Raw genomic sequence first — 13,992 nt, 5'->3', positions numbered from 1 at the left:
GCGCACTCAACTCGGTCGATTTCGACGTCAGTCACGGTCTCTTCGTGGAACTCACGGTCCACGCGGAACAACCGGAGAAACTTCGGGAAGCGGCCCTCGGCTGGCTCACCGGCGGTGTCCGGGAATACGACCGGCAAGGAGCGGTCGACGCGCTGCCGGAGAACGTGAAGTTCTCCCCGAAAGGATTCTCGCGGGTCGCCGACAGTGTTCCCAGGAAGAACCGGAAAGGCCTCTGGGGATATGTCCAGGTCTCTCCCCAGGGGACTTTCGACGTGCTGTACAACCCCTACACCGCCGATACGCTCCCCTGGCTGGACCGACACCTTTCCGAGCAGCCCGAATCGGCAGGCGTGAAGATCGGCCGTTTCTCGGAGAAGGGGGAAGTCGGCAATTCTGACCTCTCCTTCACGGTCGTCTTCGAGGAGGAGTTGCCGGAATTCGTGAAGCTCGGCCTCCACGTGGACACCGCGGCCCTGGTGGCTCCGGGGACGACGGCCGCCGAGCACGAGCGCCTGCTCGCCGCCGTCCGCTGGGCCTGCGACCGGTACGACGTGGTGTTCGGCCATGTCTCGTACCGCCGCAGCGGCGGCGCCACCGAACTGGAGAGCCGACTGCGGGGCCGGCCGAGTGACCCGGTGAGCAACGCACCGCAGTGGCGCACCCTGCTCAGGGGCTACTCATGGCTCATGGTCGTGCCCGCCGGAGTCGCCGAACTCCTGGGCGGAAAGGAGGCCTTGGGGGCCACGGGCGCCTTTTCGGCGGTGTCGTCCCTCCCGAACGGCTCACTCCTCCTCCAGGCCACCCCCACCTTCCAGCAATACGACAGTGAGGCGGTGCGGGCCGTCCACGGTGTGGTCCGTGATGTGCTGGTCCAGGGTGACTTCCGCGGCCCTTCGCCGGTGCCCGGTCAGCCGCCGACGAACATGGTCGTCCTCGACGACTGACCGGCGCCCGACCGTCAGCCGCCGCAGCCGCCCACTCGCCGCGCGCTCAGCGCGATGTCGTCCAGACGGACGTCGTACGACGACGGGTCAGGGTCCGCCTGATACAGCTGCCACCCCAACTTGAGCTCGTCGAAGCGAGGAAAGACGAAGTCGTCGGCCGTGCCGCCGTGCTGCTTCGTGGAGACGGTGAGGTCGGGCTGTTCGACTCCGTCGAAGTAGACGGTGACCCGGTTGTCGGTGGCGTCCAGGTGGAACTCGACGCACTGCCACTTCCCGGCGACGGCCGGAGCCGAGGTCTTCCAGTTGGTCCAGTCGCCCGTCGGACCCAGGTCGGAGCCCACGCCATAGAAGTTGCCCTTGTCGGTGGGCGCGTACTGGCCACCGAGCGGGCGGACGAGGGTGGGGGAATCGGCGCCGGAGGCCTCCGCGAGGGTCCAGTGGGCCCAGTCGGGGGCGGTCGGGAACTCGGCCACGCGCAGCCGCATCCGGGCCCAGAAGCTGTTGCCGGGCGGGGCGAGATCGGACAGGACGACGAAGGCGCGGCCGTTGCCCTCGGTGCGGATGCGGAGTTCGCGGCCCCGGCCGTCGGCGCTGGGCTCGACGGTCAGGGTGCCGTTGGATGTGTCGGTGGTCCAGCCCCGGCCCTTGGTCACCGGGCCGAGGGGGAGGTGATTGAAGTTCTCCCGGACGAGCGTGCCGCCGTACGTCTGATGCGGGGCGGGCGTTGCCGAGGCGGTGGGGGGTATCGCGATCAGGATCGCGGCCGCGGCCGACAGTGCGGCGGCGGCCTTCCTCAGGGCGTTCATGAGTGGCAGTCTGTAGCAACTGCCCCATGCGTCGCATGAGTTGAACGGTATCCGGCCAGTGGAGAACGTGGAGAGCTATGCCACCACCACCCGGGTCCCGTTGAAGTTCGCGACGATCTCCAGCTCCCCGCCCAGCGCCTCGACGTAGGCCGCCACCGTCCCCACCTCGGCGGACTCGGTCCTGCCGCGCTCGATGGCGGACACCCGTTCCTGCCGTACGTGCATACGGTCGGCGACCTCCCGCTGGGTGAGCCCGAGCTGCCTGCGCATCTCGGCGAGCCGGTGCGCCCGCGCCTCCGAGACCATCCGCCGGGCACCCGCCACGATCGCGTCCAGGTCCTCGGTGTCGAAGACCTCTTCCTTGACCTCGTCCCATGGGTGGAAGCTGGTCATCGCTCTGTCTCCTTCTGCCGGCGCTGGGCCAGGTGGTCCAGCCACTCGGTACAGCGTTTCTCGGCAGGGGGATCGCGCGGCGGCACCACGCTGTGGACCGGCTCGGTGGGTGGGTCAACTTCTGGCAGTCCGGCTCCTTCTGCGTCCTCGCCGAGGGCGAGCTGACCGCCGGCCGGTTCCTGCCGGCCCCTATCCGCTCAACGCCCCGCAGAACCACGCCCCCTGCTGGAGCGGTGAGTACACCATGTGGCCTGCCCCGACCGTCGCGATCTGGTCGACCCGGTCCCCCTCACTGAGATACCGCCGCTCGTCCTCTCCCAAGTGTTGTGCGACGTCGACCTGTTCGTGAGGGTGGCCGGCGTGGGCAATGACCCGACCTGGCAACAGGTATCGGTCGTCGGCGACATGTCGCCCGAGCCGAGCAGGATATGGATCCGGTACGTGTGCGGTTCGCCCGTGACCTGAAGGAAGCGCCCCTCAAGGGTGCACCGGTCGGCGATCGCGAGCCCGGAACGAGCCGCTCCAGCAGCGTCCGACGGGGCATCGTCCCCAAGTCGGCCACCAGCGACGGGAACCGAACCACGCGGACCGGCTGTCTCCCTTATGAGGGCGACCGTATGCTCACTGTCATCCTCAGCAAGGCGATGCTGCTCGCCAAGGACACGGAGATCACGGACCGACGGTCCTCAGCCACCTGTGATCAAGGGCTGTGACTCCGCCCACATGCGGGTGCCGGGTGGGGACCGGTCGAAGTAACAACTTCTCTCCGGGCCCTTCCCTCCTGCAATATGACGGACAGCCCATATTCAGCTATTCAGCCGCTCAAGCACTCAACAACGCAGGAGTCAGTACCGTGACCGAGCAGCCCCAGCAGCCCGCTCAGCCCCCGCAGCCGCCGCAGCAGCCCGGATACGGGTACCCCGCCGCCCCCGGCCAGCCGGGCGCCAACCCGTACGGCGCCCCGCAGCCCGGCTACCAGCCGGGAGCGGACCAGGCCGCCTACGGCTACCCGCAGCAGGGCGGCTACCCGCAGCAGAGCGGCTATCCGCAGGGCGGCGGCTACCAGGCACCCCCCGGCGCCGGCAGCTACACGGGTGACCCCAACGCCCCGTACGGCTACGACCCCTACGGCCGCCCGTACTCCGACAAGTCGAAGATCGTCGCGGGCATCCTCTCGCTGTTCCTCGGCTCCTTCGGCGTAGGCCGCTTCTACATCGGTCACGTCGGCCTCGGCCTCGGGCAGCTCTTCACCTGCGGCGGCTTCGGCATCTGGGCGCTGGTCGACGGCATCATCCTGCTGACGAGCAGCAACACCACGGACTCCAACGGACGTGTCCTGCGTGGCTGAGCGCGGCCTCACCGTCCTCCGGCATCCGGCGGCGGCCCCCCTCGCGGTGGCCGCCGCCGGGCTGGCGGGCGCCGCGTATCTGTACGGCACCAACCCGCACGAGCCCGGCCATCTGCTGCCCCAGTGCCCGTTCCGCTATGTCACGGGGCTGCTCTGCCCCGCCTGCGGCGGCAGCCGCATGGTGTACGACCTGATGCACGGCCAGTTCGCCGCCGCCTGGCACGACAACCGGGTACTGCTCCTCGCCGCGCCCTTCGCGCTCGCGCTGCTGGGCCGCTGGTTCGTCGAGGGCCTGCGCGGCCGCCGCTGGCGCCCCGAACCGAAGCCCCGCACCCAGGCGTTGATCCTCGGCATCGCGGTGACGTGGACGATCGTCCGCAACCTTCACTGAGCGGGCACGGCCGAGCCCTGTCTCCTTCCCCCTGCGGACCCCCGTAAATCCCTTACGCCCGCTTTACGTCGGTCAGTTGTCGCAAGTTGGCTGGAATCGGATCACGGAATCGGAACGATCGCCTGAATCCACTCCCATCCGTCCCAGGTGTCTCACTACGCTGCAACGGCGACAGGGGGGATGACGGGGGATTACGTCGTGCTCGATCGTTGGCCGGTGTTCGCCGTGCCCGATCGCTGCCGGTCATCGCCGCGCCTTCTCTCCTGCGATCCCCCCGAAGCAATCCGCTTCGGTTATTCAGTCAGTACATCCAGGAGTTACTTCCATGACCGTCCCCACCCCTGACGCTCCCTTCGGCCACGACCCGCAGGGTCGCCCGTACTCCGACAAGTCGAAGATCGTCGCGGGCATCCTGCAGCTCTTCCTCGGCACGCTCGGCATCGGTCGTTTCTACGTCGGTTCCGTCGGCGTGGGCGTCGCCCAGCTCCTCACCTGCGGTGGTCTGGGCTTCTGGGCCCTGATCGACGGCATCCTGTTCCTCACGAGCAACGACCGCACCGACTCGCAGGGCCGTGTCCTGCGCGGCTGATCGCGCTGAGGATCACCGCCGAGGTGATCGACCGAAGGGCCTCGTCCGCCGCGGAGCTTCCCAGGAGCTTCGCGTGAGGACGAGGCCCTCGTGCGTGGGCCCGCACGCAACCGGGAACGACGGAAGGCCCGCAGGCGGACCTGCGCGCACGCAACCGGAAACGACGGAAGGCCCGCAGGCGGACCTGCGGGCCTTCCGTCACGAACACCGGCGGCGGATCAGAAGCGGCGCGTGATGAGCGCCCGCTTCACCTCCTGGATCGCCTTCGTGACCTCGATACCGCGCGGACAGGCGTCCGTGCAGTTGAAGGTCGTACGGCAACGCCACACACCGTCCCGGTCGTTGAGGATCTCCAGACGCTGCTCACCGGCCTCGTCACGCGAGTCGAAGATGAAGCGGTGGGCGTTGACGATCGCGGCCGGACCGAAGTACTGGCCGTCGTTCCAGAACACCGGGCACGAGGACGTGCAGGCGGCGCAGAGGATGCACTTCGTCGTGTCGTCGAAGCGCTCGCGGTCCTCGGCGGTCTGGAAACGCTCGCGCGTCGGCTCGTTGGTGTCCTTCGTGATCAGGAAGGGCATCACGTCCCGGTACGCCTGGAAGAACGGCTCCATGTCCACGACCAGGTCCTTGAGGACCGTGAGGCCCTTTATGGCCTCGACCGTGATGGGCTTCTCCGGGTTGATGTCCTTGATCAGCGTCTTGCACGCGAGGCGGTTCTTGCCGTTGATCCGCATGGCGTCCGAGCCGCAGATGCCGTGCGCGCAGGAGCGACGGAAGGTCAGCGAACCGTCCTGATCCCACTTGATCTTGTGCAGCGCGTCGAGGACACGCTCCTTGGGGTCGATCTCCAGCTGGAAGTCTTCCCAGACCGCCTCCGCCGAGACCTCGGGGTTGAAACGGCGGATGCGGAACGTGGCGGTGATGTACGGGGAGTCGGCGAAGCCGGCTTCCGGCTTGCCGGCGCTGTCCGCCTTGTCCAGGGTGGGTGTAGCCATCAGTACTTACGCTCCATCGGCTGGTAGCGGGTCTGGACGACCGGCTTGTAGTCGAGACGGATGGACTCGGCGCCGTCGTCGCCCACCTCGCGGTACGCCATGGTGTGGCGCATGAAGTTGACGTCGTCGCGGTTCGGGTAGTCCTCGCGGTAGTGACCGCCGCGGGACTCCTTGCGGGCGAGGGCCGACACGGCCATGACCTCGGCCAGGTCGAGCAGGTTGCCCAGCTCGACGGCCTCCAGGAGGTCGGTGTTGAACCGCTTGCCCTTGTCCTGGATCGACACGTTCTTGTAGCGCTCGCGCAGCTCGGCGATCTTCTCGACGGCCGTCTTGATCGTCTGCTCGGTGCGGAACACCATGACGTTGGCGTCCATGGTCTCCTGCAGCTCGCGCCGCAGCTCCGCCACGCGCTCGTTGCCCGTGGCCGAGCGCAGCCGCTCGATCTGCTCGACGACCAGTGACTCCGGGTTCTCCGGCAGCTCGACGAAGTCGGCCTTCTGGGAGTAGTCGGCGGCGGCGATGCCGGCCCGCTTGCCGAACACGTTGATGTCGAGCAGCGAGTTGGTGCCGAGACGGTTGGCGCCGTGCACGGAGACACAGGCGACCTCACCGGCGGCGTACAGGCCCGGGACGACGGTGGTGTTGTCGAGCAGGACCTCACCCTCGACGTTCGTCGGGATGCCGCCCATGGCGTAGTGCGCGGTCGGCTGGATCGGGATCGGGTCCGTGTAGGGCTCGATACCGAGGTACGTCCGCGCGAACTCGGTGATGTCCGGGAGCTTGGCGTCCAGCTGCTCCGGCGGGAGGTGAGTGAGGTCCAGGTAGACGTGGTCGCCCTCGGGACCGCAGCCGCGGCCCTCACGGATCTCCGTGTAGATGGACCTCGACACCACGTCTCGCGACGCGAGGTCCTTCATCACCGGCGCGTACTTCTCCATGAAGCGCTCGCCGTCCTTGTTGCGGAGGATGCCGCCCTCACCGCGGGCGCCCTCCGTCAGCAGGATGCCCATGCGCCAGATGCCGGTCGGGTGGAACTGGAAGAACTCCATGTCCTCCAGCGGCAGACCCCGGCGGTACACGGCCGCCTGGCCGTCACCGGTCAGCGTGTGCGCGTTCGACGTCACCTTGAAGAACTTGCCGCAGCCGCCGGACGCGTAGATCACGGCCTTCGCCTGGAAGACGTGGATCTCGCCGGTCGCCAGCTCGTACGCCACGACACCGGCGGACTTCTTGACGCCGTCGACCTCGGTGATCAGCTGGTCCAGGACGTAGAACTCGTTGAAGAACTCCACGCCGTGCTTGACGCAGTTCTGGTACAGCGTCTGGAGGATCATGTGGCCGGTGCGGTCGGCCGCGTAGCAGGAGCGGCGGACCGGGGCCTCGCCGTGGTTCCGGCTGTGACCGCCGAAGCGGCGCTGGTCGATCGTGCCGTTGGGCGTGCGGTTGAACGGCAGGCCCATCTTCTCCAGGTCGAGGACGGAGTCGATGGCCTCCTTCGCCAGGATCTCGGCGGCGTCCTGGTCGACCAGGTAGTCACCGCCCTTGACCGTGTCGAAGGTGTGCCACTCCCAGTTGTCCTCCTCCACGTTGGCGAGCGCGGCGGCCATGCCGCCCTGCGCGGCGCCCGTGTGGGAGCGGGTGGGGTACAGCTTGGTCAGCACGGCGGTACGGCTGCGCTGCGTGGACTCGATGGCCGCGCGCATACCGGCGCCGCCGGCGCCCACGATGACGGTGTCGTACTTGTGGATCTTCATGATCGGTTACCTCAGCCCCGTGCCTATCGGATGTTCGGGTCGAAGGTGAAGATCACCAGCGTGCCCAGCAGGATGGTGAACACCGTGGCGGTGTAGAGCAGACCCTTGAGCCACAGGCGGGTGTTCGGGCGCTCCGCGTAGTCGTTGATGACCGTGCGCAGGCCGTTGGCGCCGTGCAGCATCGCGAGCCACAGCATCAGCAGGTCCCAGGTCTGCCAGAACGGGGACGCCCAGCGGCCCGCGACGAACGCGAAGCCGATCTTGGAGACGCCGCCGTCGAGGACGAGCTGGATCAGCAGGTGGCCGATGACCAGGACGACCAGGACGATGCCGGACAGGCGCATGAAGAGCCATGCGACCATCTCGAAGTTGCCGCGGGTCGACCTGGGGGTCTTCTTGGTGCGCTTGCGGGGCGGCTCGATGACGGGGGCCGGGTTGTCGGGGCTGTAGCCCGACAGCGCGCCGGCGCCCTCGACGGGGCCGATGCCGGATGCGGTGGTTTCAGTGGCGGACATCTGCCTCAGCTCCCGAAGACTTCACGGACGGCGTGGCCGAGGACGGGGTACAGGGCCCCGATCATCAGCACGAGCCAGATGCCGACGACGGTCCAGAGCATCGTCTTCTGGTGACGGGGGCCGTTCGACCAGAAGTCGACGGCGATGACCCGAAGACCGTTGAGCGCGTGGAAGAGGATGGCGGCGACGAGGCCGTACTCCAGCAGCGCGACGATCGGCGTCTTGTACGTGGCCACGACCTTGTCGTAGGCGTCGGGGGAGACACGTACGAGAGCGGTGTCCAGCACGTGTACGAACAGGAAGAAGAAGATGAGGACGCCGGTGACTCGATGAGCCACCCAGGACCACATTCCTTCCCGGCCGCGGTACAGCGTTCCAGCCGGCACGGAAGAACCCTCCGGGAGCGGGGATTGGGGCCGGCCGGCTTGCTTGTCGGTCTGACCCGGCCGGGTACGGTCCACCGGCCCCGGCCATGGTAGCGACGTCGTTGCACTTGGCTTAAGCCGGGATGGTTGGTGTGATCAAACTGGCATACAAAGGTGCACGTAAGGGTGAGTACCGGGCGGCTTCCGGGGTGGGGGTCCTGTGCGTCGCCGGATGCGGGTTCGTTGTGGCTGGTCGCGCGGTTCCCCGTGCCCCTGCTAATGCCTGGCGGGGGCTGAAAAGTTCCCCAGCAGCTGTGTGAGGCGGTGTCTCGCCAGGCGGCGGAGTTCTTCCGCCACCACTGTTCGTTCTTCCTCCGGGTCGTTCGCCAGGCGGGAGCGGATGCCCTCCAGGGTGCGGTCGAGGAGCTCGGCCGGGGGCCTGCCGTCCAGGGAGATCACGAATACGTGGCCGAAGCGGGCCTCGTAGGCGGCGTGGGCGGCGTTGAGGGCGGTGTGGGCCACGCCGTAGGTGTCCGGGGGGAGGGTGGGGAGGGTTTCGCCGGCCAGGGCCTCGGCGAGGTCGGCGGCTGTGAGGTCGTACGCGGCCTCGTCCGACGCGGCGAGTAGGGCGTCGAGGTCGGGGTAGGCGCGGTGGTCGGTGAGGCGGTGGGCCCAGCGGAGGCTGCGCAGGCAGGTGAGGAGGGCTTGGCGGGCGGTGTCGGCGGGCGCGTCGTTGAACCGCTCCAGTGCCGACGGGCCGGGGGTGCGGTCCTGCTCCGGTATGGCGACCTGGCCGGGGAGGTGGGGAAGACGGTGCGGGGGCAGCGTGGATCCTCGGCGATGCGTAGGGGCCGGCAGGGCAGGGTGTGCGAGATGTGCCACCACGTTATCGAGGCGGGTCATGGGCTGTCCGTTCGATGACCGAATTTCACCCGAACGGGAGAGTTTCGGAAGCTGTGGTGGACGGGTGGGGTGGTGGGAGGCCGTAGGTTCGAGAAGGGGCTCGGGAGAGAGCCGGGAGTGAGAGCGGGGGCAGGTACGGGCGAGAGGTGCGTGAGATGTCGTGGATGGTGACCGGGACCGGGACCGGGGCCGGGGACGCGTCGTGAACCGTGGTCGGCGGAGAGCTCCGAGCAGGAAGACGGCGATCACGTCCAAGGGGTTGCTCCTCGGCGCGGGAGTTGTTCTGGCCGGTGGGGCGGTCGCGGTGGCCGTGACCGTGTGGCCGGGCGGGTCGGAGCCGTCGCGGGAGCCGTCGTCCGTGAGCGCCGCCGAGGGCTCGCCGTCCGTGTCTCCGTCGCCGTCGCGTACGTATCCGCTGTCCCAGAAGCCTCGGACCATCCCCGCCGTACGGCAGCACGAGGCCGCCCGTGGTCCCGGCTGGAAGCCCGCCGCCGGGGGCCGGGTCGTCGTACGGAACGCGGCGCTGGCGGACGAGGGGCGGTTGACCGCCGGGGAGCTGGGGCTGGCGTACGTCGGGGAGACGGAGCCCCGGGACGGGGATGTCGAGCTGGCGATCGACGGGACGGGAAAGTCGAGCTCGGAGGCGTACACGCTGACCGTCAAGGACCGACGGGTGCGGATCGCCGCGCCCGCCGAGGCGGGTGTGTTCTACGGGACCCGCACGCTGAAGCAGGAGGTGCGCGGCGGCGGTACGGCGCCGGAGGGTGTCGTACGGGACGAGCCGGCCAAGCCGCAGCGCGGATTCATGCTCGACATCGCGCGCAAGCACTTCACGGCGGGCTGGATCGAGGACCGCATCCGGGAGCTGGGCGACCTCAAGTACAACCAGCTCGGGCTGCACTTCTCCGACGACCAGGGGTTCCGGATCGAGTCCACGTCCCACCCCGAGGTGGTGTCGGAGCAGCACCTCACCAAGGCCCAGGTGAAGGAGATCCTGGACCTCGCGAGGAGCCGGCACATCGAGGTCGTCCCGGAGATCGACTCGCCCGGGCATCTGGGGGCGGTGATCGCCGGGAATCCGGAGCTTCAGCTGGTCGACGCGCAGGGTGTCGCCGCCCGCGGGGCCGTGGACATCTCCAAGCCGGCCGCCGCCGAGGTCGTCGACGAGCTGCTCGACGAGTACGCCGGTCTTTTCGACGGCGCGTACTGGCATCTCGGTGCCGACGAGTACCGGGCGCTGATGGTGTCGAACCCCGAGGCCTCGTATCCGCAGCTGGCCGCCGCCGCGCGGGCGAAGTACGGCTCCGGCGCGACCGTCGCCGATCTGGCGACCGGGTGGCTGAACGACCGCGCGAAGGTGATGCTCGGGCACGACCGGACCGTACGGGCCTGGAACGACGGGTTCTTCCGGGGCGGATCGGTCCAGGCGGACAAGGCCGTCCAGGTCGCGTACTGGACGGGCAAGGAGATCGGGGCGCGCCCGCCGGTCGAGTATCTGAGCGCCGGGCGGCAAGTGATCAACTACAACGACGAGTACCTGTACTACGTCCTCGGCGAGCCCAACCAGTTCGTCTACCCGACCGGGCAGCGCATCTACGAGTCCTGGACGCCACGGGTGCTGCGCGGTACGACGGCCGTCTCCGCGCAGTACGACGACCAGATCCTCGGCGGCTCCTTCGCCGTCTGGTGCGACCTCGCGAACCGGCAGACCGAGGCGCAGGTCGCGGCGGGCGTACGGATGCCGCTGCGGGCGCTGTCGCAGAAGCTCTGGGATCCGGCGAAGCCGGGGCTGAGCTGGGCGGAGTTCCGGGAGCTGGCGGGGAAGGTGAGCTGAGCTCCCCGGGGGAGGGAAAGGGAGTGGACGGGCGAGGCGGGCGACCCGTATCTTCCGCGTGTTCTTGTTGCTGAGCGTGAGGGCCTGGGGAGGGCCGCGCTTGGTGTGTTTCGATCACATGGGGGCTTCACGATGAACTGTGCGCGCTGCGGGAACTACGCGGCGGCACCCGGCGGTCAGGTGTGCCGACAGTGCGAGGCGGAGGACCTGCATCCGGCGGCCCCGCAGCTCCCCGCGCACACGGCGTTGCCCATCCAGTCGCCTCACGGCCCCGCCTGGCTGCGGTCGCCGGTGGGGCTCGGGCGGGCGGTGGCGATCCTGCTCGGGGCGGTCATCGTGACCGACCTGGTCGCGGTGTGGGCGGACCTCACGATGCTCGATGTGCTGGGCAGGATGGCGGACGGCGAGTACGGGGCCGCCGTCGAGGCGGACGCCGACCGGGCCGACCGGTTCTACGGTCTGACCGGCAGCGCTCAGGTGCTCGCCTATCTCGCCACCGTTGTCGTGTTCCTGATCTGGTTCCACCGGGTGCGGGTCAACGCTGAGGTGTTCGAACCGTTCGGACACCGGAAGAAGCGGGGCTGGGCGATCGGCGGCTGGTTCGTGCCGATCGTGAACCTCTGGTTCCCGCGCCGGATCGCCCTCGACTGCTGGGACGCCAGCAGCCCGTGGGACAAGCCCCGGTCGCACGCCCTCGTCAACGTCTGGTGGACGCTGTGGATCATCGGCGGTGTCGCGAGCCAGGCGAGCGCGAGGGTCTACCGCAGGGCCGAGACGGCCGAGGAGCTGGAATCGGCGACCGAGCAGGTGCTGTTCGCGGACGCCATCGAGATACCCGGCGCCGTGCTCGCCATCCTCTTCGTCCTCGCGCTCACGCGGATGCAGGACGACAGGGCGCGGAGCGGACCGCGCGCGCCGGAGCCCGTCTCTGTTTGACCCCGTCTCGGCGCGACCGTGCGGATTGCCCGATTCCGGGGGCGAACTGCCGTACGGATGTGGTGTATTCCCGGCATGGGCTACTGGGGGTACTACGTCGTGGGCCGCAGCGGGCGGCCGCTCGCGGAGCTGGACGCGCTGGCCGGGGCCGAGGGCATGACGCTGCGTGCGACGGCGGCCGGCGGCTGGCAGGTGTGGGAGTGCCCGAGCGGCGCGGCCGATGACGAAGGCGCCGCGGACGTCGGGGACATCGGGAACATGAACACGCTCGCCCGGGAGACGGGCGCGCCCGCGCTGTTCGGGTACGTCATGGGCAGCGACTGTGTGGTCGTCGAGGCCGCCGGGCCGGAGAGCGGGGCGTGGACCACCTGCCTCGCGCGGCGCGCCATGGCCGCGTATCTCGGTGACGGTGAGGGGCTCGGCGTGGAGGACTACTTCCTCGAACCGCGCGACGCCGCCGAACGCGCCGTCGCCTGGGCCGCGGAGGCCGGGCGGGTCGTCGTCGAGCGGTCATTGGCCGATGTGTTCACCTCAGAACCTGGACCGGCGGACCCGTTGGCTGAAAACATTCTCTTCCGATTGCTCGACCGGCTCGGGGTCGTACCGCTGTGACACTCACGCGTCGTTGCACGCAGTAAGGGGAAGTGTGGGCTCCGTATAACCGGGGTGTGGTCGAGCGGGATCTTGGGGAGGCGTGATGAGCCTGGTGAAGCTGATCGCCCAGGCCGACGAACGCGGTCTGGCGGCAAGCGGGTTGGCTTGTTTGGACCGTTGCGTACCGCTTCTCGGAGGCGACGACGAGGTGCTGCGTCCGCTGTGGGCGGGGCTGGTGGACGACGGGGAGGGCTGGGGGGAGCGGGCGGCGAAGGTGCGGGGTGAGCTGGAGGCCGCGGTGTCGTCCTCCGCCTCCGCCGGCGGGGACGAGGAGGTCGTCGTGCTCGCCCGTCGGATGCTCGACGCGGTTCCCGAGGAGCGGTCCGGTGACGGGCTGCGGGAGTGGGCCGACGTGTGTTCTCTCGCCGCCCTGCGCATCCATCAGTTGCTCGACCCGCTGGACAGCGGGGGTGACGACTTGGTGGCGGCCTGTCGTGAGGGCCGTACCGAGGGCGTCTCCCATCTCGTCGCCGCCGAACTGCGCCGCCAGGTCGTGGTGCTGGAACTGCTCGCGCAGCACGGCGCGGCGGGGGTTCGGCAGGCGCTCGGGGTGTCCACGGAGGGGCGGCGGGTGCTGCGGGCGGTCGTGTCGCGGCGGGCGCGGGGGGCGCGGCGCTGAGGGTGGCGGGGGTGGCTGGGCGCAGGCGGGTAAACCCCGTTCTCTGAGCGGGTCCTGTGGGTGTCCTGGGGGCCGGTGTGGTGGTCCTGCACCGGTGTCGCGCATGGCGGCGAAATCGTGTGACGCGGGCCGTGGGGCGGGCGCTGACTCCAGTGTGAGCGCACAGCAGACAATCAATTCGGTCAGTACGCCCGCCACGTCGGGGAGCCTCGGGAACCGGTCCGGGAGTGCGGCGAAGCCTGCCCGGTGGGCGGCCGACGCGGTGGCGATGATGCGGGAGGGGGCGCGGGTGCGCCTCGACTACTCGGCACAGAGTCTGTGGCGGGTGGACCGGATGATCGAGGAGATACGGCGGGAGGGGGCGCCGTACGCCGCGGTGGAGAGCGTGCTTCGGGGGTTCGGGGCGTATGGCGGGGAGGTCGTGGTGCGGTGGGCCGGGGGTGAGTGGGTCGAGTCGGGCGGCGGGTACTGGGTGCGTACCTGGGACGGCCGCTTCTGGGATCCCTTCGACGAGGCCCGGCGGTGCTTCGTGGGGGACGGCTCGCTGCGGTTGCTGTGCCACGACGCGATGGCCTCCGGCTGAGTCCGGTCGTGGGTGGTTCTTCGGGTGCGGGTGGGTGGGGGCTGGTCGCGCAGTTCCCCCGCGCCCCTTGACGGCATGGGGCGCGCCCGGGGTTTTTAAGGGGCGCGGGGAACTGCGCGAGCAACCACACACCACCCGCACTCGCCACACAACCGGCACCTTCGAGCTCTCCCGCGTGCACATCGTCATCCGGGGGTGCTCGTGTGGCCTATGTCGTGAAAGAGGACGGTGTTCCCCCTTCCGGGTGATCTTCGGGGGTTCGCTCGACGGGCTGTGACACTTCCGCGAGATGCGACGCAGATGACCGTGGGGGGTTGGCGGCGGCCGGGACGCCCCCGGAAACGCGATCCCGGCACTGAC

General features: G+C 69.3%; 18 protein-coding genes. 10 read left to right on the top strand and 8 right to left on the bottom strand.

Annotated elements, in window-relative coordinates:
• Positions 1 to 44 precede the first annotated feature (44 nt).
• Positions 45 to 944 (top strand): hypothetical protein, encoded by a 900-nt coding sequence (locus tag JIX56_RS16420; RefSeq protein WP_257541434.1) that lies wholly within the window; start codon positions 45 to 47, stop codon positions 942 to 944.
• A 14-nt stretch (positions 945 to 958) separates the two neighbouring features.
• Here JIX56_RS16420 and JIX56_RS16415 read toward each other — a convergent pair whose 3' ends face one another.
• From JIX56_RS16415 to JIX56_RS48025, 3 genes are all read right to left on the bottom strand, one after another.
• The gene (locus JIX56_RS16415; RefSeq protein WP_257541432.1) at positions 959 to 1,750 is read right to left on the bottom strand and encodes a LamG domain-containing protein; all 792 of its coding nucleotides are present in this window, start codon (positions 1,748 to 1,750) and stop codon (positions 959 to 961) included.
• Between the two features lie 75 nt (positions 1,751 to 1,825).
• Positions 1,826 to 2,143, bottom strand: coding sequence for a helix-turn-helix domain-containing protein (locus JIX56_RS16410; protein WP_257541430.1), 318 nt, complete (start codon positions 2,141 to 2,143; stop codon positions 1,826 to 1,828).
• A 197-nt stretch (positions 2,144 to 2,340) separates the two neighbouring features.
• A complete protein-coding gene (locus tag JIX56_RS48025) occupies positions 2,341 to 2,643 on the bottom strand; it encodes a hypothetical protein (RefSeq protein ID WP_443032043.1) in 303 nt (100 codons plus the stop codon).
• Between the two features lie 117 nt (positions 2,644 to 2,760).
• On the opposite strand from JIX56_RS48025, the gene JIX56_RS48020 reads away from it, so the two are divergent.
• From JIX56_RS48020 to JIX56_RS16395, 4 genes are all read left to right on the top strand, one after another.
• Entirely contained in the window at positions 2,761 to 2,856 is a 96-nt protein-coding gene (locus JIX56_RS48020; protein ID WP_443031827.1) for a hypothetical protein, read from the top strand.
• 140 nt (positions 2,857 to 2,996) lie between these two features.
• Entirely contained in the window at positions 2,997 to 3,491 is a 495-nt protein-coding gene (locus JIX56_RS16405; protein ID WP_257541428.1) for a TM2 domain-containing protein, read from the top strand.
• Positions 3,484 to 3,882: a DUF2752 domain-containing protein gene (locus JIX56_RS16400; protein ID WP_257541426.1), complete on the top strand. Its 399-nt coding sequence runs from the start codon at positions 3,484 to 3,486 to the stop codon at positions 3,880 to 3,882. Before JIX56_RS16405 ends, JIX56_RS16400 begins: the two co-directional genes overlap by 8 nt.
• A gap of 325 nt (positions 3,883 to 4,207) precedes the next feature.
• Complete coding sequence (locus JIX56_RS16395) at positions 4,208 to 4,471, top strand: TM2 domain-containing protein (RefSeq protein ID WP_257541424.1); 264 nt, start codon at positions 4,208 to 4,210, stop codon at positions 4,469 to 4,471.
• 218 nt (positions 4,472 to 4,689) lie between these two features.
• On the opposite strand, the gene JIX56_RS16390 is transcribed toward JIX56_RS16395, so the two are convergent.
• From JIX56_RS16390 to JIX56_RS16370, 5 genes are all read right to left on the bottom strand, one after another.
• Positions 4,690 to 5,469 carry a succinate dehydrogenase iron-sulfur subunit gene (locus tag JIX56_RS16390; protein ID WP_257541422.1) on the bottom strand — a complete coding sequence of 260 codons (780 nt, stop codon included), beginning with the start codon at positions 5,467 to 5,469 and terminating at the stop codon, positions 4,690 to 4,692.
• Positions 5,469 to 7,223, bottom strand: a complete 1,755-nt coding sequence (gene sdhA, locus JIX56_RS16385) for a succinate dehydrogenase flavoprotein subunit (RefSeq protein WP_257541420.1) — start codon at positions 7,221 to 7,223, stop codon at positions 5,469 to 5,471. Before sdhA ends, JIX56_RS16390 begins: the two co-directional genes overlap by 1 nt.
• A gap of 23 nt (positions 7,224 to 7,246) precedes the next feature.
• A complete protein-coding gene (locus tag JIX56_RS16380; protein WP_257541418.1) occupies positions 7,247 to 7,738 on the bottom strand; it encodes a succinate dehydrogenase hydrophobic membrane anchor subunit in 492 nt (163 codons plus the stop codon).
• 5 nt (positions 7,739 to 7,743) lie between these two features.
• A complete protein-coding gene (gene sdhC, locus JIX56_RS16375; RefSeq protein ID WP_257541416.1) occupies positions 7,744 to 8,124 on the bottom strand; it encodes a succinate dehydrogenase, cytochrome b556 subunit in 381 nt (126 codons plus the stop codon).
• A gap of 255 nt (positions 8,125 to 8,379) precedes the next feature.
• On the bottom strand, positions 8,380 to 9,006 hold the full coding sequence (locus JIX56_RS16370) for a 2-oxo-4-hydroxy-4-carboxy-5-ureidoimidazoline decarboxylase (RefSeq protein ID WP_257541414.1): 627 nt from the start codon (positions 9,004 to 9,006) through the stop codon (positions 8,380 to 8,382).
• A 259-nt stretch (positions 9,007 to 9,265) separates the two neighbouring features.
• Between JIX56_RS16370 and JIX56_RS16365 the strand changes: the two genes are divergently transcribed.
• From JIX56_RS16365 to JIX56_RS16345, 5 genes are all read left to right on the top strand, one after another.
• Positions 9,266 to 10,840 (top strand): beta-N-acetylhexosaminidase, encoded by a 1,575-nt coding sequence (locus JIX56_RS16365; RefSeq protein WP_257550911.1) that lies wholly within the window; start codon positions 9,266 to 9,268, stop codon positions 10,838 to 10,840.
• 132 nt (positions 10,841 to 10,972) lie between these two features.
• Positions 10,973 to 11,776, top strand: a complete 804-nt coding sequence (locus tag JIX56_RS16360; RefSeq protein ID WP_257541412.1) for a DUF4328 domain-containing protein — start codon at positions 10,973 to 10,975, stop codon at positions 11,774 to 11,776.
• A gap of 75 nt (positions 11,777 to 11,851) precedes the next feature.
• On the top strand, positions 11,852 to 12,388 hold the full coding sequence (locus JIX56_RS16355) for a hypothetical protein (RefSeq protein WP_257541410.1): 537 nt from the start codon (positions 11,852 to 11,854) through the stop codon (positions 12,386 to 12,388).
• Between the two features lie 85 nt (positions 12,389 to 12,473).
• Positions 12,474 to 13,049, top strand: coding sequence for a hypothetical protein (locus JIX56_RS16350; protein WP_257541408.1), 576 nt, complete (start codon positions 12,474 to 12,476; stop codon positions 13,047 to 13,049).
• 154 nt (positions 13,050 to 13,203) lie between these two features.
• Positions 13,204 to 13,632: a hypothetical protein gene (locus JIX56_RS16345; protein ID WP_257541406.1), complete on the top strand. Its 429-nt coding sequence runs from the start codon at positions 13,204 to 13,206 to the stop codon at positions 13,630 to 13,632.
• The last annotated feature ends 360 nt before the right edge of the window (positions 13,633 to 13,992 follow it).

The sequence above is a fragment of the Streptomyces sp. CA-210063 genome (genome assembly GCF_024612015.1).
Lineage (GTDB): Bacteria > Actinomycetota > Actinomycetes > Streptomycetales > Streptomycetaceae > Streptomyces.
This window is presented reverse-complemented; position numbering and strand designations above follow the sequence as displayed.